The sequence below is a fragment of the Rodentibacter genomosp. 1 genome, from assembly GCF_001999285.1.
In the GTDB taxonomy this organism is placed as follows: domain Bacteria; phylum Pseudomonadota; class Gammaproteobacteria; order Enterobacterales; family Pasteurellaceae; genus Rodentibacter.
Genome location: NZ_MLHN01000009.1, coordinates 35,347 through 54,266, shown reverse-complemented (window position 1 = coordinate 54,266; position 18,920 = coordinate 35,347). Strand labels below are relative to the sequence as shown.

At 41.3% G+C, this 18,920-nt stretch carries 16 protein-coding genes, 1 pseudogene and 1 riboswitch; of the genes and pseudogenes, 11 read left to right on the top strand and 6 right to left on the bottom strand.

Going from position 1 to position 18,920, the window contains the following annotated elements; translation table 11 throughout:
* The first annotated feature begins 39 nt into the window (after nucleotides 1-39).
* From BKK54_RS05385 to BKK54_RS05370, 4 genes are all read left to right on the top strand, one after another.
* Entirely contained in the window at nucleotides 40-1,332 is a 1,293-nt protein-coding gene (locus BKK54_RS05385) for an isochorismate synthase (protein ID WP_077542104.1), read from the top strand.
* Nucleotides 1,323-3,029 (top strand): 2-succinyl-5-enolpyruvyl-6-hydroxy-3-cyclohexene-1-carboxylic-acid synthase, encoded by a 1,707-nt coding sequence (gene menD, locus BKK54_RS05380; protein ID WP_077542103.1) that lies wholly within the window; start codon nucleotides 1,323-1,325, stop codon nucleotides 3,027-3,029. Before BKK54_RS05385 ends, menD begins: the two co-directional genes overlap by 10 nt.
* Before the next feature lie 32 nt (nucleotides 3,030-3,061).
* Nucleotides 3,062-3,805: a 2-succinyl-6-hydroxy-2,4-cyclohexadiene-1-carboxylate synthase gene (gene menH / locus BKK54_RS05375; RefSeq protein ID WP_077542102.1), complete on the top strand. Its 744-nt coding sequence runs from the start codon at nucleotides 3,062-3,064 to the stop codon at nucleotides 3,803-3,805.
* Between the two features lie 69 nt (nucleotides 3,806-3,874).
* Nucleotides 3,875-5,191 carry an MFS transporter gene (locus BKK54_RS05370; RefSeq protein WP_077542101.1) on the top strand — a complete coding sequence of 439 codons (1,317 nt, stop codon included), beginning with the start codon at nucleotides 3,875-3,877 and terminating at the stop codon, nucleotides 5,189-5,191.
* Nucleotides 5,192-5,266: 75 nt separating this feature from the next.
* Here the strand turns inward: BKK54_RS05370 and raiA are convergent, their stop codons facing one another.
* The 3 genes from raiA to BKK54_RS05350 all read right to left on the bottom strand — a co-directional run bounded on the left by raiA (nucleotide 5,267) and on the right by BKK54_RS05350 (nucleotide 8,501).
* Nucleotides 5,267-5,587 carry a ribosome-associated translation inhibitor RaiA gene (gene raiA / locus BKK54_RS05365; protein ID WP_077542100.1) on the bottom strand — a complete coding sequence of 107 codons (321 nt, stop codon included), beginning with the start codon at nucleotides 5,585-5,587 and terminating at the stop codon, nucleotides 5,267-5,269.
* A 227-nt stretch (nucleotides 5,588-5,814) separates the two neighbouring features.
* The gene (locus tag BKK54_RS05355; RefSeq protein ID WP_077542098.1) at nucleotides 5,815-7,194 is read right to left on the bottom strand and encodes an alanine/glycine:cation symporter family protein; all 1,380 of its coding nucleotides are present in this window, start codon (nucleotides 7,192-7,194) and stop codon (nucleotides 5,815-5,817) included.
* An 82-nt stretch (nucleotides 7,195-7,276) separates the two neighbouring features.
* Nucleotides 7,277-7,402: riboswitch (glycine riboswitch) on the bottom strand.
* A gap of 208 nt (nucleotides 7,403-7,610) precedes the next feature.
* Nucleotides 7,611-8,501 (bottom strand): LysR family transcriptional regulator, encoded by an 891-nt coding sequence (locus tag BKK54_RS05350; protein ID WP_077542097.1) that lies wholly within the window; start codon nucleotides 8,499-8,501, stop codon nucleotides 7,611-7,613.
* A 116-nt stretch (nucleotides 8,502-8,617) separates the two neighbouring features.
* Between BKK54_RS05350 and BKK54_RS05345 the strand changes: the two genes are divergently transcribed.
* The 3 genes and pseudogenes from BKK54_RS05345 (at nucleotide 8,618) to BKK54_RS05335 (ending at nucleotide 11,131) form a co-directional block, all read left to right on the top strand.
* A complete protein-coding gene (locus BKK54_RS05345) occupies nucleotides 8,618-9,001 on the top strand; it encodes a nuclear transport factor 2 family protein (RefSeq protein WP_077542096.1) in 384 nt (127 codons plus the stop codon).
* Nucleotides 9,002-9,049: 48 nt separating this feature from the next.
* Nucleotides 9,050-10,187, top strand: a pseudogene (locus BKK54_RS05340) (NADH-dependent flavin oxidoreductase).
* 371 nt (nucleotides 10,188-10,558) lie between these two features.
* The gene (locus tag BKK54_RS05335; RefSeq protein WP_077542095.1) at nucleotides 10,559-11,131 is read left to right on the top strand and encodes a flavin reductase family protein; all 573 of its coding nucleotides are present in this window, start codon (nucleotides 10,559-10,561) and stop codon (nucleotides 11,129-11,131) included.
* A 79-nt stretch (nucleotides 11,132-11,210) separates the two neighbouring features.
* Here BKK54_RS05335 and tkt read toward each other — a convergent pair whose 3' ends face one another.
* The gene (tkt, locus tag BKK54_RS05330) at nucleotides 11,211-13,208 is read right to left on the bottom strand and encodes a transketolase (protein WP_077542094.1); all 1,998 of its coding nucleotides are present in this window, start codon (nucleotides 13,206-13,208) and stop codon (nucleotides 11,211-11,213) included.
* A gap of 96 nt (nucleotides 13,209-13,304) precedes the next feature.
* Nucleotides 13,305-13,973: a YtjB family periplasmic protein gene (locus BKK54_RS05325; protein WP_077542093.1), complete on the bottom strand. Its 669-nt coding sequence runs from the start codon at nucleotides 13,971-13,973 to the stop codon at nucleotides 13,305-13,307.
* 70 nt (nucleotides 13,974-14,043) lie between these two features.
* On the opposite strand from BKK54_RS05325, the gene serB reads away from it, so the two are divergent.
* Together serB and BKK54_RS05315 are read left to right on the top strand one after the other, a co-directional pair.
* Nucleotides 14,044-14,988 carry a phosphoserine phosphatase gene (gene serB, locus BKK54_RS05320; RefSeq protein ID WP_077542092.1) on the top strand — a complete coding sequence of 315 codons (945 nt, stop codon included), beginning with the start codon at nucleotides 14,044-14,046 and terminating at the stop codon, nucleotides 14,986-14,988.
* A gap of 18 nt (nucleotides 14,989-15,006) precedes the next feature.
* Complete coding sequence (locus BKK54_RS05315) at nucleotides 15,007-15,498, top strand: YajQ family cyclic di-GMP-binding protein (RefSeq protein WP_018355389.1); 492 nt, start codon at nucleotides 15,007-15,009, stop codon at nucleotides 15,496-15,498.
* A gap of 210 nt (nucleotides 15,499-15,708) precedes the next feature.
* Here the strand turns inward: BKK54_RS05315 and argH are convergent, their stop codons facing one another.
* A complete protein-coding gene (gene argH, locus BKK54_RS05310; protein WP_077542091.1) occupies nucleotides 15,709-17,082 on the bottom strand; it encodes an argininosuccinate lyase in 1,374 nt (457 codons plus the stop codon).
* A gap of 237 nt (nucleotides 17,083-17,319) precedes the next feature.
* Here argH and BKK54_RS05305 point away from each other — a divergent pair, with 237 nt between their 5' ends.
* Nucleotides 17,320-17,952 (top strand): DUF417 family protein, encoded by a 633-nt coding sequence (locus BKK54_RS05305; protein ID WP_077542090.1) that lies wholly within the window; start codon nucleotides 17,320-17,322, stop codon nucleotides 17,950-17,952.
* 53 nt (nucleotides 17,953-18,005) lie between these two features.
* The gene (locus BKK54_RS05300) at nucleotides 18,006-18,899 is read left to right on the top strand and encodes an AraC family transcriptional regulator (protein WP_077542089.1); all 894 of its coding nucleotides are present in this window, start codon (nucleotides 18,006-18,008) and stop codon (nucleotides 18,897-18,899) included.
* Nucleotides 18,900-18,920 lie beyond the last annotated feature (21 nt).

The following is an 18,920-nucleotide window of genomic DNA, read 5'->3' as shown; positions in this document are numbered from 1 at the left end:
AATACGGGCTAATTTTTTGTCTATTTTGAACAAGTTAAAATGGGTAGTTTAGAGCAAGCCAAAAGCCAATTAAGTTCTCAAATTGAAACTTATTTGCAACAAGGGAAAACTGATATTGTGCGTTTTCAAGCCACGATCGCCAATATCAATTTATTGGCATGGCTAAAATCACAAACCACTTATCCACAATTCTATTTGCGCTTTCGTGATGAAAATAAAGTCATCGCGGCATTGGGGGAAGTACGGTCTTTTTGCCAATTAAATATAGCACAAGAATTTATTGAGACATTTGATTTTCCTCTGCTAGGCGGACTGCAATTTCAAGGATACGGACAATTTATTCTGCCGCAATTGATGATAGAAAAAAATGATAAAACTATCACGATAAGTTGCTTTGTAGAAGGCAGAGCGTCTGCACAAACGGCTTTGGAACAATTGAAAACTTTGCCTAAAATAACCGCACTTTGCGAACCGCCAAAACAAATACCGCTCCATACAGAGCAACGGGCAAATAAACAAATGTGGTGCGATTGGGTTAATCAGGCACTTTATGAAATAAAACAAGGCGAACTCACAAAACTGGTATTAGCGAATGAAACGGTTTTTCACTTAAAACAAGCCGTCAATGCCTATGATTTCCTTGCAGAAAGCGAGCGCCGGAATCAGGGCTGTTACCATTTTTTATGGGCGGAAAGTCCTCATTCCACATTCGTAGGCTCAACGCCTGAGCGCCTATTTGCCCGTGAATATAATTTATTTTTAACTGAAGCCCTTGCCGGTACCGCACCGATTACGGCTGACTCAAAAGAAAATCAACAACAAGCAGAGTGGTTATTAAATGATGAAAAAAATTTAAACGAAAACTGGCTTGTGGTTCAAGATATTTCACAGAATATCAAATCTATGGTGGAATCTATTGATGTCAGTGAAGTAGAGCTTAAACCTTTACGCAAAGTTCAACATTTGTTGCGAAAAATTCGGGCAAATTTGACCGCACATTATCGAGATTCCGCACTACTCAAATCGATTCACCCCACTGCGGCAGTTTCCGGTTTACCTCAACAACAAGCGAGAATGATTTTATCGGAAATTGAAACCTTTGATCGTGGGTGGTATGCCGGCACATTAGGATTAATGAGCGAGGCTTATTCGGAATTTTGTGTCGCGATTCGTTCCGCATTTATTGAGGGAAACCGAATTCGTGTCTTTGCCGGAGCCGGTATTGTTGAAGGCTCCGAACCTTTAGCAGAGTGGAAAGAAATTGAACGTAAGGCATCAGGATTAATAACCCTTTTTGCAGAAAATAATAATGGAGAAAAAGAATGTCTGTAAGCGTGTTTAATCGTTGTTGGTCAAAAGTGGTGTTAGAGACCTTGGGTCGCCAAGGTGTCTCCCATTTCTGTATTGCCCCCGGCTCACGCTCAACCCCTTTAACCCTTGAGGCCGTCCGCTTACAAAACGCTGGCCGCGCCACCTGTTATAGCCATTTTGATGAGCGTGGTTTAGGCTTTTTTGCTCTCGGTATTGCTAAATCCACTCAAGCTCCCGTGGCAATTATCGTCACTTCCGGTACAGCAGCAGCAAACCTTTATCCGGCAATCATTGAAGCACGCCAAAGTGGTGTCAATCTCATTGTTTTAACGGCAGATCGTCCACCTGAATTATGGGAATGTGGCGCCAATCAAGCCATCTTGCAACAAAATATGTTTGGCGACTACCCTGTTGCCAATGTCAACCTACCCAAGCCAAATGCCGACTATTCTGTACAATGGCTAGTTTCTCTGATTGAGCAAGCAATATTTCAGCAAACCCAACAAGGTGGCGTAGTTCATATTAATGTACCTTTTGCCGAACCACTTTATGAGGCTTCGGAAGATGCGATTGATACACATCCTTGGCTACAACCACTTCAACGTTGGCTTGCACACAATAAACCTTGGATTAGTCACGAATCTCAACAACAAGAAGTAATGATGCATGAAAATTGGGATCACTGGCGTACCAAACGTGGGGTGATTGTCGTCGGGCAACTCCCAATGGAACAAGCTATGGGTATCAATGCTTGGGCAACGACTATGGGCTGGGTGTTATTAACGGATATTCAATCCGGCGTAGAACCCATGACACCTTATGCCGATATTTGGCTCGCCAACCAAACCGTGCGTGAAAAATTATTACAGGCTGATATTGTGATTCAGCTTGGCTCTCGTTTTATCAGCAAGCGTATTAATCAATTTTTACAAGCCTTTAAAGGCGAATTTTGGATTGTGGAACAAACGCAAAAAGCAGTCGATCCTTACCATCATACCCATACACGTTTTAATGCGAAAGCTCACCATTGGTTGAGAGCTCATCCGCCTCTTCGTCAAAAATCTTGGTTGCTGGAACCCCTTGCATTATCTAAATTCTGTGCCGGTTTTATTGAACAACAAGTCGGTGGAAATTTAAACGAAGCCTCCCTTGCCCATCATATTGAGCGAGTGTTGCCTTACAATGGGATCTTGTTCCTCGGCAATAGTTTATTTGTACGTCTTGTCGATGCACTCACCAAACTCCCTGAAGGCTACCCAATTTATACCAATCGTGGCGCAAGTGGGATTGATGGCTTACTGGCGACCGCTGCCGGTATTGGCGTAGGAAGCAACCAACCCGTTGTAGCAATGATTGGTGATACCTCAACCCTGTACGATCTCAATTCCCTTGCACTTTTTAAAAATGTCACACAACCGACCATTGTTTTTGTCATCAACAATAATGGCGGGGCGATTTTTGATATGTTACCGGTGGAGGAAGAGGTCAAAGATCGTTTTTATCGCTTACCCCATAACAGTGATTTCTCACAAATTGCAGCAATGTTTGATATTAAATATGCTCACCCTTATACTTGGGCAGATTTAAGTAGCGTGTTAAAACAAGCCTACACCCGTCGTAAAACGACATTGATTGAAATCAAAACAAATCCAAACGATGGTAGCAATATTTACAAACGTTTAATTGAACAAATCAGCCATGCTGTGATTGGTGAATAAGGAAATTAAGGGCGAATCCCGCCCTTGTTTTTATGATGAATATTATTTTTCTCCACGGTCTTCTCGGCACCTCTTCCGATTGGCAAAAAGTTATCGAAAATCTACCGCACTTTCATTGCGTTTCTGTTGATTTACCCTTCCACGGCAAAGCAAAGGAAACCACCGTCCAAAGTTTTAATGATACCGCTGAATATCTTTCCCAAAAAATCCAAAGTGCAGTCAAAAATGAACCCTATTTTCTCGTGGGCTATTCCCTTGGTGGGCGTATTGCTATGCATTATGCTTTACAAGCTTATGTGGAAAAAGGGAACTTGCAAGCCATCATTTTGGAAGGGGCTAATTTAGGCTTAAAAACAGAAGAGGAGAAACAAGTACGCTGGCAAAACGATACCCATTGGGCAATGCGATTTACCCATGAACCGCCTGAGAATGTGTTGGAGGATTGGTATCAACAGCCCGTATTTTCCCATTTAACCGCCCATCAACGGACAACACTTGTTGAAAAACGAAAAGCGAATTGTGGTGCGAACATTGGAAAAATGTTACTTGCCACTAGCCTCGCCAAACAACCGAATTTCCGAGACAAAGTGCGGTCAAGTTCTCTGCCGTTTTTTTATTTTTGTGGTGAACAAGATCTTAAATTCCAAGCCCTTGCCCATTCCGAACAACTCAATTTAACGAGCATTCCCAATGCCGGTCACAATGCCCATTCAGAAAACCCTCTCCTATTCGCTCACAAACTTGAGAAACTGATTTTAGAAATTGCTCAACTTTAAAGGAAATGCTAGGATTTAAGCCTTTTCATTTATCACATTTTTTATCTTGTATTTTCTAAGGAAAGTAATATGACAGCACAACTTCGCAATAACCCGATGAAGGTGGCGCTTGCCTCAATGGTCGGTACAGCAATTGAATTTTTTGATTATTATATCTATGCAGCAGCTGCAGTACTGGTATTTAATACCCAGTTTTTCAACAGCGATGATCCCCTTTCAAATGATCTTCTTTCCCTCTCAACTCTCGCTTTGGCTTTTTTTGCCCGTCCTATTGGCTCAGCATTGTTCGGACACTTTGGGGATAAAATTGGGCGTAAAAAAACCCTTGTCGCTTCCCTCTTACTCATGGGTGGCTCAACCGTGATTATCGGCTTACTACCCAGCTATTCCCAAATTGGTATCTGGGCACCTATTTTGCTTTGTCTTTGCCGTGTTGGTCAGGGAATTGGCCTTGGTGGTGAATGGGGTGGTGCGGCTTTAGTGGCAACGGAAAATGCACCGGAAGGGAAACGTGCGTGGTATGGTACGTTTCCACAATTAGGCGCACCTATTGGTTTATTTGTCGCCAATGGAACCTTCTTCTTAGTCAGCTATTTTTGGGGGCAAGAAGCACTGGTTGAATGGGCTTGGCGAATTCCGTTTATCTCTTCCTTGTTATTGGTATTTGTCGGCTTATACGTCCGTTTAACCTTACACGAAAGCCATGTTTTCATTGAGGCGGAACAAAAAGGTAAAAAATTAAATGCTCCGGTCAGCGTTGTCTTTACCAAACACTTAAAACCGATGGTGATTGGCACATTCATTATGGTGGCAACCTATTCCCTTTTCTACATTATGACCGCCTTTGCACAGGCTTATTCACGTACTGCACCAAATCTTTCCGAAGCCGGTCATCCTCTCGGATTAGGGATTCCGGCAAATACTTTCACGGGTTTATTATTAATCAGCGCTATTGTTTTTGGTATTTTTATCAGTATTTCCGGTATTTATGCCGATAAAATCGGGCGTCGTAAATGGCTGATTTGGGTGACTCTTGCCATTGGCGCACTCGGGTTATCTATGCCGCTATTCTTACAAAACGGGACGCCAACCAGCGTATTCGCTTTTCTGGTTATCGGAATGGCAATCATGGGAATGACTTTTGGCCCAATGGCGGCGCTATTGCCGGAATTATTTCCAACCGAGGTGCGCTATTCCGGTGCTTCTCTTGCTTATAATTTAGCTTCTATTATTGGTGCCACCATTGCAGCCATGATTTCGTTGAAAATTAATGCCTCATTTGGTGTCATAGGTGTGGGAATTTATTTAGCGATTAACGCACTAATGACCTTATTAGCACTGCTTGCCTCAAAAGAAACAAAAAACGTTGATTTAACGCAGATCTAGCATATTAAGCAAAAATGCCAAGGTATTTACCTTGGCATTTTGTTTTAGAAAAGTGCATCAAAAATGACCGCACTTCTAATTAAAAGAATCCTTTAAACGTTCATCAGCACGGCGAGATTCACCTTTATGTTGCAATTTATTTAATTGACGCTCTAATTTTTCTTCCACCTCATTGATCGCTTTATACATATCATCAGCCGTTGCAGTCGCAATCAGATTACCAAGTGGCGTACCAATGGAAGCCTCAACACTAAAACCATTTGGTACTTTATTGAGTATAAAATGCGGATTAATTAGCTGCGTGTGCCATTTCTCCAATTTCGCCAGACGACCTTCCACATGTTCACGAATTGCAGGCGTGATTTCCATTTGTTTGCTGGTGATATTTAATGTCATAGCTGTACCTCTTCGTGTTAAGAACCTTTAGGTTCGGTTTGATTCAAGATCAAAATAGTCTCTTCAATAGGATTTTTCAAGCCATTTTTTAATGAAAAAAATACTAATATGTAAAAATATGATCTAGCTCTAATTTCTGAAGATTGCCAATTTTCTTTTCTTCGAGAATTGTTATGATAGAGAACTGCAAAAAGGATGCCTTTTGGCATCCTTTTCTTTTTGAGTGATTACAACTGAGAGGGGGATTGTTCATCTTGATCGTGATGATTAATCTTTAAACGATTGAAATAATCTTTGGTTTCTTCAACTACGATCTTACGTAATCCGATTAAGGCAATTAAATTCGGAAATGCCATTAAGCCATTCACAATATCCGCTAAAATCCAAATTAAATCCAATTTCAAGAAAGAGCCGATCCCCACCAAAATAATAAATATTAAGCGATATAAACGAATACCACGTGTTCCGACCAAATACACGAAACAGCGCTCACCATAGTAACACCAACCTAAAATTGTCGTGAATGCAAAAAATAATAAGCCTATGGTGACAATGGTCGCCCCGAAATCTAATCCCAACCCTTGTGAAAATGCCGCGTTGGTTACCGTTGCGCCGGCAAGTTCGGCATTACTCCACGCTCCGGTCAACACCAATACAATACCTGTCATTGAACACACAATAATAGTATCTAAAAAGGTTCCGGTCATTGAAATAAGCCCCTGACGAACCGGCTCTCGTGTTTGGGCTGCAGCGGCAGCAATCGGCGCACTCCCTAAACCGGATTCATTGGAGAAAATCCCCCGTGCCACCCCCGATTGAATGGCTTTCATTACGGTAAAACCTAATACCCCACCCAGCACAGATTGCGGATCAAAAGCACTACGAATAATCAACATTACTGCATCCGGCACTCGTTCCCAATTTAGTAAAATGATAATAATTGATACGAATACATAGGAAATCGCCATAAAAGGCACAATGATTGATGATGTAGTGGCAATACGCTTTACACCACCTAAGATAATCATTGCCACCAATACCGTCACCACAACAGCAGTGATAATGACCGGAATATGAAAGGTATCTTCCATGGCGTGCGTAATCGCATTCACTTGTGGAAATGTGCCGATACCAAAAAAGGCGACTAACACACCAAACACCGCAAACATCTTGGCAAGCCATTTGATGCCTAGGCCACGCTCAATGTAATACATCGGGCCACCGGACATAAACCCACGGCGATCTTTCACCCGATATTTCACCGCCAGTAAACATTCCGCATATTTAGTCGCCATACCAAGCAATGCCACCAGCCACATCCAAAAGATCGCACCGGGCCCGCCCGCTTGCACCGCTGTCGCAACACCGACAATATTCCCCGTCCCAATAGTTGCCGCTAAAGCCGTACTCAGTGCCGCAAAAGAAGACACATCCCCTTTTCCGCCACGTTCTTTTTTAAACAAATAACTGATTGCAAGTGGTAAATAGCGGACTTGAATAAAGCCTAAACGTAAGGTGAAATAAAGCCCTGTACCCGATAATAAAATCAGTAACGGTGGCCCCCAAATAAAGCTATCAATCGTAGATAAAATTGTCGTGAATGACATTGTGATTCCTCGTTGTCTAAAAACAAATAAACGCAACAAGGAGACGAAAAGCATCCGTGAAAAGAAATAAAATACAGATTGTCTTTTAGCCCCTGTCCTTTTGCCTGAGCGTTTGAAAAACGGCGTGAAAAACCACCGCTCTTTTGCGCCTTCGGCGTCCATTTACCCCACTATCTATAGGGCAATGGATCTCTCCAAGGGTTCGTCCAGTAACAGTCCCTGCACTGATGTGCGCCTGAAAGATTTTACATCGTCGGCGTAGGGTTAATTCCCTACTCTCCAGCTACCTTCATCCGAACTCATTTTTCTCTGATTCATCAGGAAAAACGGGGAGGATTTTAGCAAAACCAAAGACTTCAATCAATTGTCAAGCACAGAGAAAATAGCTAAAAAGTGCGGTCAATATTTATGATGTTTTATATCCGAAGCCATTCCACCAAAGTTTTTAACAGTGGTGAATATTCAGTACGATTAGGAAAGTAGAGATAATAACCGGGATAAATGCATTCCCAATCACTTAATATACGGCAAAGTCTGCCTGACTGAATGTCGGCTTCTACTTCATCTGCCATTTCCCATGAAATCCCTATATTGTCTAAGGCCGCTTGACGGGTCATGGGAGGCTGATTAACAATCAAATTCCCCTGCATGGCTAATTTAAACCGTTCGCCTGTTTTTGAGTGTTCAAATTCCCACGGTAACAAGTTGTTGTAAGTGGGAATACGTAAGCGAATACAGTTATGTTTAAGCAGCGCCTCCGGCGTTTGAGGTGTACCGTGGCGGGAAAGATATTCGGGTGTAGCTACATAACACATTCGGACAGCCTCCGATACTCTCACGGCAATCATATCTTTATCCATTAATCCTCCCTCACGAATACCGGCATCATAGCGTTCTGCTACGATATCAATAAACTTCATCTCTGCCGCAAGTTCCAGAGTAATATTCGGATAATGTTCCAAAAAACGGCGGAATTTTTGCCAAAGGACAACTGAAATCGCATGAATAGTGCCATTAATTCTCAGCACGCCACGTTGTTGGTTTTGATTATTTAAAATATTGAGTAAACGGCTATCAATGTCTTGAAATAATGGACAAAGCTGCTGATAAAGCTGCTGCCCTGCCTCAGTCGTGGCAACGCTTCGGGTAGTTCGATTGAAAAGTTTCAAGCCTAAACGGCGTTCTAACTGACTAATAGTATGGCTTACCGCTGCTCGTGAAAGATTCAATTGAGCCGCCACTTTGGTAAAACTACCCGTTTGAGCAACAAGCAAAAAAGTGCGTAAATCGTTTAAGTTTTCTTGCATAGCTAAAGATAGATTGTCAAATATTATTGAACAAGTTAGTTTAAATTTGGTATCTAGTCAATCTAAATTAGATCACTATAATGCCACCATCTTTTAAACAACAGAGGAAAATAAAGATGACGAAACCAACTTACACAACGGAATATAAAGCCATCGAACAAGTTTTATTAAACGAATACAGTGAAGGCGGGAAACAAGCGAAAAGCGAGATTATGCAGCCCGCTTTTCACGAAGTCGCAACAATGTATAGCGTGGGTGAAAACGGAGCAATCGCAGGCGGATCTGTAACAGAAAGTTTATTCCCTGTGATTGACAACCACTTTACTCCCTCAGAAAATCCGACTGTTGCGATTGCCTATATTGATATTACCGGCAACGCAGCTTCCGCCCGTGTAGATACCGACAATCTAAGCGGCTATGGTTTTACTGATTATTTCAACTTGTTAAAAATAAATGGAACATGGCAAATTGTAAGTAAAATTTTCCATGCTCATTATTAATCCATAAGGCGGAAATTCCGCCTTTTACGCTATTAAAGGAGATAAATTATGAACAAATTTCAACCGATCCTAGAGCCTTATACATTAAACAATGGCATCACAATTAAAAACCGGCTTGCTGTTGCCCCCAATGACTCATTTTTCCTCACACAATGATGGCACAATCAGCGAGGAAGAACGTGTTTTTCTAAGCAATCGTGCCAGTGACATTGGCTTATTTATTGCCGCCGCAACCCTCGTGGCAGATGGTGGCAAAGCCTTTTACGGACAGCCCGAAGCCATTCACGAAAGCCAATTAGATAGTTTAAAAGCAACCGCAGATATAATCAAAAACCAGGGTGCAAAAGCCATTTTGCAAATTCACCATGGGGGTAAACTTGCCATTACGGAATTGTTAAACGGCAAAGATAAAGTCGCCCCCTCTGAAGATGAAAGCAGCGGTAGCCGAGCATTGACCAATAATGAAATCCATGAGCTAATCTCAAATTTTGCTAACGCCACAGAATTAGCTATCAAAGCTGGTTTTGACGGGGTGGAAATCCACGGCGCAAACGGTTACTTAATCCAACAGTTTTTATCAGCCCAAAGCAACCGACGTACTGATCAATGGGGAGGTAGCCTAGAAAATCGTTTGCGTTTTCCCCTTGCTATAGTCGATGCAGTCATCGCTATGCGTGAAAAATATCATCGTCCAGATTTCATCATCGGCTATCGTTTTTCTCCTGAAGAAAGTGGCGACAATGGGTTAACAATGGTGGATACCTTTGCACTCATTGACGAATTAGTTCAAAAACCGTTGCAATATTTGCACGTTTCCCTGTGGGATTTTTACAAAAAAGCCCGTCGTGGTGCCGACAGCAATCAAACCCGCTTAGCATTAATACACGAACGCATCAACGGTAAACTACCGCTTATCGGTGTTGGTAATCTATTCACCGCAGAACAAATCCTCGCCGCCTATCAAACAGGTTGGGCAGAATTTATTGGTCTCGGTAAAACTGTGATGATTAATCCCAACATTGCCACGTTAATTCAAGAAAATCGCGTACAAGAAATCATCACCGAGCTTGATCCAAATCAAGCAGATCATTATGGTATTCCAAACCGATTGTGGGAAATGTGCGTAGTGGGTGGTGCTTGGTTACCACCAGTGAAAGGGAAAGCATGGCAACCGGTAGATATTTAACAAAATAATTTTCAATAAAATTGTCAACACGAACCTATCTAATCGTTGCGGTATTATGTAGCAAATGCACAAAATAGACATTTCAATGATATGTAGGGACACACTGCCTGTGTCCGCTTATAACATATTGAAATACGGACACACGCAGTGTGTCCCTACCCCCAAAACAGATTTGTGCAACGGATAATACCGAATAGTTGTTGATTCGGTAGGGGGCGTAACGATGACGTCCGTTATAAAAACCGACAATCTCAATATGTTGAAAAAAATAACGTCACGGTCACCCTATATTTTCCCCTTTGTATATTTACTAAGAACTCAAAACACGGTAAAAACCAACCGCACTTTTATCAATAAACAAGGAACAAAAAATGGCAATTAAACCTGTTGAACTGGAAAAATTCTATCGCTTAATCAACCACGGTCCAACAACGATGATTTCCGCTAAAGCAGACGGCATTGAAAATGTGATGTCTGCAGCGTGGGTCTGTGCAGTGGACTATCTCCCGAAAGCCAAATTAATGGTAATCATCGACAAAGCCGCTTATACACGAAAATTGATTGAAAAGAGCGGTTATTTTGCCGTACAAATTCCCATCGCGAAACAAGCTAAATTAGTTGTCGAAATGGGACTGAGCCGTAAAGAAAATCCGGACAAATTAGATAAATTGAGGCTATTTTATCAAGAAGGCTTCGATGTTCCCTTGGTGGAAGGCTGTGCTGCTTGGATTATCTGTAAAGTGATTCCCGAGCCTGAAAATCACGAGAAACACGATATGTTTATCGGTGAAGTGCTTGCATCATGGGCAGATGATCGTATTTTTAACAAGGGACATTGGCAATTTGATGATGCACCTGATGAACTGAGAACCTTGCACTATATTGCAGGTGGACAGTTTTACAAAATAGGAAAAGGGGTGAATGTAACAAGTGGAGAAGAATAAAGGATAGAACGCATTTTCCGATCAAAAAAGCACTATTGCATAAAAAAGGTGGGAATATCCCACCTTTCTAAGTTTAAAATTAAAGAATTTCTTTCGCTGTCGCTACCACGTTATCCACAGTGAAACCGAACAATTTGAATAACTGATCAGCCGGCGCAGACTCACCGAATGAATTCATTCCCACGATACGACCGGCAAAGCCCACATATTTATACCAGAAATCAGAAATTCCCGCTTCAATCGCAACACGCTTAGTGACAGAGGAAGGCAAGACACTTTCACGGTATGCTTCGTCTTGTTTATCGAAACGGTTGGTGCTTGGCATTGAAACCACACGCACGTTTTTACCTTCTGCGGCAAGCACATCTGCCGCTTTAACGGCAAGTTCCACTTCCGAACCTGTTGCAATTAAGATTAAATCCGGTGTGCCGTTGCTGTCTTTTAAGATATAAGCACCGCGCGCCACATTCGCTAATTGCTCAGAAGTGCGGTCCATTTGTGCCAAGTTTTGACGGGTGAAGATTAATGCACTCGGGCCGTCTTGACGTTCTACTGCTTGTTGCCACGCCACCGCTGATTCAACTTGATCGCAAGGTCTCCAGGTTTCAAGATTTGGAATTAAGCGTAATGAAGCCGTCTGCTCAATAGGTTGATGGGTTGGACCATCTTCGCCTAAGCCGATAGAATCGTGGGTGTAAACAAACAATGCGCGTTGTTTCATTAATGCCGCCATACGCACTGCATTGTGAGCGTATTCATAGAACATTAAGAAGGTTGCACCATAAGGAATGAAGCCACCGTGTAAAGCAATACCGTTCATGATGGCTGACATACCAAATTCACGTACACCATAGTTGATGTAATTGCCATCCACATTTTCATTTGCACGGATTGGTTTTGAACCGCTCCATAAGGTGAGGTTAGAACTTGCTAAATCCGCCGAACCACCTAAAAACTCGGGCAATACTTGTGCATAGGCTTCAATCGCATTTTGTGAGGCTTTACGGCTTGCAATACTTGCCGGATTAGCTTGTAATTTTTCAATGAAGGCTTGAGAATATGTTGACCAATCCGCCGGTAATTCACCAGTCGTACGACGTTTAAACTCAGCCGCTAACTCAGGATAGGCTTTTTCGTACGCAGCAAATTTTTCTTCCCACGATTTTTCAGCTGCCGCACCTTTCGCTTTTGCATCCCACTCGGCATAGTATTCTGCCGGAATTTCAAACGGTGCATAATCCCAATTTAATGCTTGACGGGTTAAGGCGATTTCTTCATCACCTAAAGGTGCACCGTGGCTATCATGAGAATTTGCTTTGTTTGGTGAACCAAAACCGATAATGGTTTTGCAAATAATTAAGGTCGGTTTTTCTTTTTCTGCTTGGGCAAGAATGGTCGCCGCACGAATTTGTTCAGCATCGTGACCATCTACATTGCGAATAACCTGCCAGCCGTAAGCTTCAAAACGGGCTGCCGTGTCATCACTAAACCAGCCGTCAACATGACCGTCAATAGAAATATTGTTGTCATCATAGAAAGCAATTAATTTGCCTAAACCGAGTGTCCCCGCTAAAGAACAAGCCTCGTGAGAAATGCCTTCCATTAAACAACCGTCGCCTAAGAATACATAAGTATAGTGATCGACAATATCATGGCCTTCGCGGTTAAATTGACCGCCTAACGTTTTTTCTGCAATCGCCATACCTACCGCATTGGTAATCCCTTGACCTAGCGGGCCGGTTGTGGTTTCAACGCCCGGTGCGTAACCATATTCAGGATGACCCGGTGTTTTAGAATGTAGTTGACGGAATTGTTTTAAATCTTCAGTGGAAAGATCATAACCGGTTAAATGTAACAAGCTGTAAATCAGCATTGAACCATGCCCGTTGGACAAAACAAAGCGGTCACGATCTGCCCATTTTGGATTGGTCGGATTATGTTTTAAGAAATCACGCCATAATACTTCAGCAATATCTGCCATGCCCATTGGCGCACCGGGGTGGCCTGATTTTGCTTTTTGTACGGCATCCATACTTAAAAAACGAATTGCGTTTGCGAGTTGTTTACGAGTCGCCATATTGTTTCTCCTGTGATTAAAAATAGTTTTCTGCATTCTACCTCATTTGCGTCAGAATTTAGGCAAAATAATTGAAATTTTATACAATTATTTAATCTATCCCCTACGCCGTCTTTGATGATAACGCTGAGTATTTGATTTCATGGGTAAATTGACCGCTCTTTTAGGTTCATTTGATGCACGATAGGTACGACGGTAATGACTTAAAAAATAATGAATGGAACTTGCTACCACTACCCCTAACAAAAATACGACGATCAATTCACCGTAAAGTTGGCGAAAAATTTGATTAATTTTACTTTGAGGAGATTGGGCATACTGCCCATCAAAAGTGACACGTAAAAAACCTTGAATCCCTAAGTTAGAGTAAATAGGCTCGACAATTTGCTGAGAGTTTTGCTCCCCATCCCGTTGTTCTAATCCCAATCTTTTACGTAAACGCTCAGAGTCTGTACTTTGTGCGAGCAATTTCCCTTGAGCATCATAAATTGAGGCATCCAATACAAAATGTTCCTGCACTAAATTATCTAGATTTTCCGTAAGCTTTTCAGTTTGTGCATTATTCACTAATAACACGGCAAATAAATTCGCTTGTTGACGGACTAAAATATGGGATAAATGAGAAACCTGATTCACACTCGCAAACTGCGAACCAATCTTAAACTGTTGCACACCAAATAAAATGACGGCAAAGGCAGCAGTGCAAAGGATCACAATCAGCACTAACATCACGGATTTTGTTAATTTTTCTTTGATTAAATGCAAGTTATTTTTCCCCAATTCGCCCTTAAATCGGCTAGAATAGTTTTAATTTTCACAATTTACAGGATTTTCTATGCAAATTCAAAACCTTGCAAGTATTACACAAAAATACCCAGCATTTCCAACCGCACTTTCGTCCGATTCGCCCCTTGTCTCATTAGAAGATAGTTTCATTCTCTACGGCACACAATTAAACCTTTCAACACTCACTCAATTTCAGCAAAAGTGCGGTCAAAATTTTCAGTGTTTTGATGCTTGGAATATCGCGAAAAATACGGTCGTTTTACTTAAAGGAAAATGGCATGATACCTTCCTTTCTACCGCTCACGAACTAGGTTTAGATATTGCTTTACTCAACTTTGAAGCAAAATTATCAGAAAAAGGATTATTAGTGATGGATATGGATTCCACTGCCATCCAAATTGAATGTATTGATGAAATCGCCAAGCTTGCCGGTACGGGGGAATTAGTATCCACAATTACCGAAAGTGCAATGCGGGGCGAACTTGATTTTGAACAGAGTTTACGCCGTCGGGTCAGCACATTAAAAGATGCCCCTGAAACTATTTTACAAGAAGTACGGGCAAATTTACCCTTAATGTCCGGTTTGCAGGAAACCATTCAAACTTTACAACAATATGGCTGGAAAACAGCCATTGCCTCAGGCGGTTTTACTTACTTCGCCGATTATTTGAAAGATTTATTGAACTTAGACTGTGCTGTCTCCAATCAATTCGACATTGTAGATGGTAAGCTCACCGGTTTAGTCAAAGGCGATGTTGTGGATGCACAATATAAAGCCCACACACTTCAGCGTTTACGCGATGAATACAGCATTAGTGCTGAAAATACCCTTGCTATTGGTGACGGCGCGAACGATTTAGCCATGATGAACGTCGCCGGATTAGGGGTCGCTTTCCACGCTAAGCCGAAAGTGCAACAACAAGCGCAAATTGTGGTAAACTTCGCTGACTTAACTGCACTTTTATGTCTTTTAAGTGCAAGAGAAAGAATTTAACGTTAATGGGAGAAAATTATGCCATCTTTTGATATTGTGTCTGAAATTACTATGCATGAAGTGCGTAACGCCGTAGAAAATGCAAACCGAGTATTAAGCACACGCTACGATTTCCGTGGCGTGGAAGCCGTGATTGAACTCAATGAAAAAAATGAGACCGTAAAAGTGACAACCGAATCCGAGTTTCAACTCGAACAACTGATCGAAATCTTGATTGGTGCATTTGTTAAACGTGGTATTGAACACGGATCATTAGATATTCCGACAGAAAGCGAACACCACGGTAAACTTTACACCAAAGAAATAAAATTAAAACAAGGCATCGAAACCGAAATGGCGAAGAAAATCACCAAATTAGTGAAAGACTCTAAAATTAAAGTTCAAGCCCAAATTCAAGGTGATCAAGTTCGGGTAACAGGTAAATCCCGTGATGACTTACAAGCCGTGATTCAACTGGTAAAAGGTGCAGAGCTGGGACAACCATTCCAGTTTAATAATTTTAGAGATTAATTCTTTTACCTAAAAAGTGCGGTCAGAAATTCCGGTATTATGTAGGGACACACTGCGTGTGTCCGTTACAAAATCAAATCATTTCAATAGATTAAAATTCGGACACACGCAGTGTGTCCCTACTCACCCAAAAAACAGATTTGTGCCACTATTATAATGGCCAGAAATTCAAATATTTTCCTGACCGCACTTTTTTATTTGCTTTATCCGTTAAGCAAATCTTGCTTTCGCTTCTGCAATCGCCTCTGCCACTCTCAGTGGTGAAACCCCACCTTTCGCACAACGTTTATCCAAACAAGATTGAAGGGAAAGAATATCATACACATCATCGCCCACCACTTCGCTAAATTGACGGAATTCCGGAATAGTAAGATCCTCTAATCCCTTACCTTTCTCAATGGCATAAACCACTGTTTCACCCACAATATGATGAGAATCTCGGAAAGGTACGCCTTTTGCCACAAGATAATCAGCCAATTCTGTGGCATTGGAATAACCTTTTAGTGCTGCTTCACGGGTACGTTCAACATTCACTTTTAATTCATCCAGTACAAAGGTCGCCATATCGACACAATCTTGCCAAGTATCGAGGGCATCAAAAATCCCTTCTTTATCTTCCTGCATATCTTTATTGTAAGCGAGCGGTAAGCCCTTTAATGTCATCAGCATACCGGTTAACGCCCCCATTACTCGACCCGCTTTACCACGAATCAATTCGCAAGCATCAGGATTTTTCTTTTGTGGCATTAACGATGAACCTGAAGTGACACGATCCGATAATTCCACAAAATTCGCTTCACCACTGTTGAAAATAATCATATCTTCCGCAAAACGGGAAAGATGCGCCATACTCAGAGAGGAGGTAGAAAGTAATTCTACGATATGATCGCGATCCGATACGCTGTCTAAACTATTGCGGGTGGCAAAACTAAAGCCTAAATCCTGAGCCAACACATCACGATCCACCGCATAAGCCGTACCGGCCAACGCACCACTACCAAGCGGGCAAGTGTTCATACGTTTATAAGCATCAGTCAAACGAGTGTAATCCCGATCAAACATTTCTACATAAGCCATACACCAATGGGCGAAAGTGATGGGCTGTGCACGCTGTAAATGCGTATAGCCCGGCATCACGGCTTCTTGGGTATTTTCAGCGGTTTGCACTAAATGGCGTTGTAAATTCCGAATCGAATCCTGTAATTCGGTCACTCGTTGTTTACACCACATTTTAATATCAAGTGCGACCTGATCATTACGACTACGTCCGGTATGCAATTTTTTGCCAAGATTACCGACTTTATCAATCAGTTTACTTTCCACCCAGCTATGAATATCTTCCGCTTCATCTTGCAAAATCGCTTGCGGATTTGATCGCACTTCAAGCAATAATTCATTTAATGCTTGTTCTAATTGTTGCTGTTCCTCTTGCGTTAATACATTCACTTTGACTAAGGCTTTCGACCAGCCGATTGATCCTTCAATATCTTGTTCGGCTAAACGATAATCAAAACGTAATGAATCATTAAAATCTTTAAAACGCTTATCTGCGGCTTGTGTAAAACGCCCACCCCAAAGTGCCATAATATCCTCTTTCTTATCATCAATGACCCCAAAGTGCGGTCAAAATATACGGAATTTTTGAAGGGAACATTCTATCAATTCCCCCTAAATAAGTGAAATATTTTAAAAAAATCGCCAATATCTTTGAGGATAAAATGAGACAATTTATGGATAGATTAAGACAAATCATCTAATAACTTCAGTTTAATTACTTTAAAATCCGCCCCCGATTTATCATTAATAATTAGGAGTTATCTTATGCAAGTGTTGATCGAATTTATTGCTAAAATTATTGCCCCTTGGCAACGTCAATTTATCAATTTTATCCGTATTGCCATTTTTATTGTTATGGCTTGGATTGGAGGCTTAAAAGCCTTCCAATACGAAGCGGACGGGATTGCACATTTCGTATCCAATAGCCCTTTTATGAGCTTTTTTTATAATAACAGCGACAAATACGCACCAAATGAAAAAGGCGAAATGGTTAAAGAATATGTTTTGCACAAAAACCCTGAAGGGAAAATGGTTCAAAAAAATATTGAATGGCATAAACAAAACGGAACTTATACCTTCTCTTACGCATTGGGCATCGTGATTGTGTCTATCGGGATTTTAACACTAATGGGGATTTGGAATGCCAATATTGGGCTGATTGGTGGGCTATTGACCTTCGGAATGTCAATTGTTACGCTTTCGTTCTTGATTACCACCCCGGAAACTTGGGTGCCTAATCTAGGGGGTGATTTACCTACCCCTAATTACGGTTTCCCTTATTTATCTGCAGCAGGACGTTTGATTTTAAAAGATATTATTATGATGTCAGGTGGATTAACCGTCGCAGCAGAATGCGCAAATCGAATTCTACGTAAGAAAGCAGATGGACTTGCGTAAGAAAAACGAAAAATAGGGAGCGTTCTCCCTGTTTTTCTTTACAGAGGTAAGTAATGAATATTCTCGATCAGCTTATTAAATTTGCCCAAATATCCGGGAGTATTAATGTTCAATGTCAATTACAAGAAGCCTGGTATATTCGCCATGAATGGCAATCTTGCCACGGGATTGTGCACATTGTTTCACAAGGGCAAGGCTATTTACATATTGATGGAATTGAAAAAGCAATAAAGCTGAAAGCAAATGATGTGGTCTTTTTCCCCCACTCTCTCGGGCATACCTTAACACATCAACCAAACTACCATCACCCAACTCCAATAAATACCCAAATGAAGGGAGCTTTTACCTTAAAACAATGCGGCAATGCAAGACCTGATTTAAGTTTATTTTGTGCTAACTTTACTTATGATAAACAATCAGAATTATTTAATAATCTCCCTGAGATGATCTTATTAAATTTGCGGGACGCCTCTTTAAAACCGTTATTAGACATATTGCAGCGTGAAGCCGATGATTATCAAGCCGGTTCTGCCAATATTATCAATGCCTTACTCAGTGTATTGCTCACCCTGTTAATTCGCACCTATTTGCAACAAGATAATGCACAACTCAACGGCTCTCTAAAGGGATTACGAGATAAACGTCTTTATAGCGTGATATCGAATATCATCGCAAAACCGGAACAGGAATGGAAAATTGAAACACTTTGCCATATAGCGAATCTATCCAAAGCCCAACTTATAAGGTTGTTTAATCAGCAAATTGGGGTCAGTCCTTATAATTTTGTCAATAATATGAGATTGCAAAAAGCAGCGGAATTACTGAAACACTCTCAGCAATCCATACTTAGTGTCGCACTAAATTGTGGTTTTCAATCAGAAAGTAATTTTGGTAAAGCATTTAAAAAATATTATCAATTAACGCCAGGACAATACCGTAAAAAATAAAATAATTTTGTAAAAGTTTGT

Coding starts and splice junctions, on each gene's coding strand:
- serB (WP_077542092.1), top strand. CDS start 14,044: ATGCAAATTCAAAACCTTGCAAGTATTACACAAAAATACCCAGCATTT.
- BKK54_RS05335 (WP_077542095.1), top strand. CDS start 10,559: ATGGCAATTAAACCTGTTGAACTGGAAAAATTCTATCGCTTAATCAAC.
- tkt (WP_077542094.1), bottom strand. CDS start 13,208: ATGGCGACTCGTAAACAACTCGCAAACGCAATTCGTTTTTTAAGTATG.
- menH (WP_077542102.1), top strand. CDS start 3,062: ATGATGAATATTATTTTTCTCCACGGTCTTCTCGGCACCTCTTCCGAT.
- raiA (WP_077542100.1), bottom strand. CDS start 5,587: ATGACATTAAATATCACCAGCAAACAAATGGAAATCACGCCTGCAATT.
- BKK54_RS05350 (WP_077542097.1), bottom strand. CDS start 8,501: ATGCAAGAAAACTTAAACGATTTACGCACTTTTTTGCTTGTTGCTCAA.
- BKK54_RS05385 (WP_077542104.1), top strand. CDS start 40: ATGGGTAGTTTAGAGCAAGCCAAAAGCCAATTAAGTTCTCAAATTGAA.
- BKK54_RS05300 (WP_077542089.1), top strand. CDS start 18,006: ATGAATATTCTCGATCAGCTTATTAAATTTGCCCAAATATCCGGGAGT.
- argH (WP_077542091.1), bottom strand. CDS start 17,082: ATGGCACTTTGGGGTGGGCGTTTTACACAAGCCGCAGATAAGCGTTTT.
- BKK54_RS05305 (WP_077542090.1), top strand. CDS start 17,320: ATGCAAGTGTTGATCGAATTTATTGCTAAAATTATTGCCCCTTGGCAA.
- BKK54_RS05370 (WP_077542101.1), top strand. CDS start 3,875: ATGACAGCACAACTTCGCAATAACCCGATGAAGGTGGCGCTTGCCTCA.
- menD (WP_077542103.1), top strand. CDS start 1,323: ATGTCTGTAAGCGTGTTTAATCGTTGTTGGTCAAAAGTGGTGTTAGAG.
- BKK54_RS05345 (WP_077542096.1), top strand. CDS start 8,618: ATGACGAAACCAACTTACACAACGGAATATAAAGCCATCGAACAAGTT.
- BKK54_RS05315 (WP_018355389.1), top strand. CDS start 15,007: ATGCCATCTTTTGATATTGTGTCTGAAATTACTATGCATGAAGTGCGT.
- BKK54_RS05355 (WP_077542098.1), bottom strand. CDS start 7,194: ATGTCATTCACGACAATTTTATCTACGATTGATAGCTTTATTTGGGGG.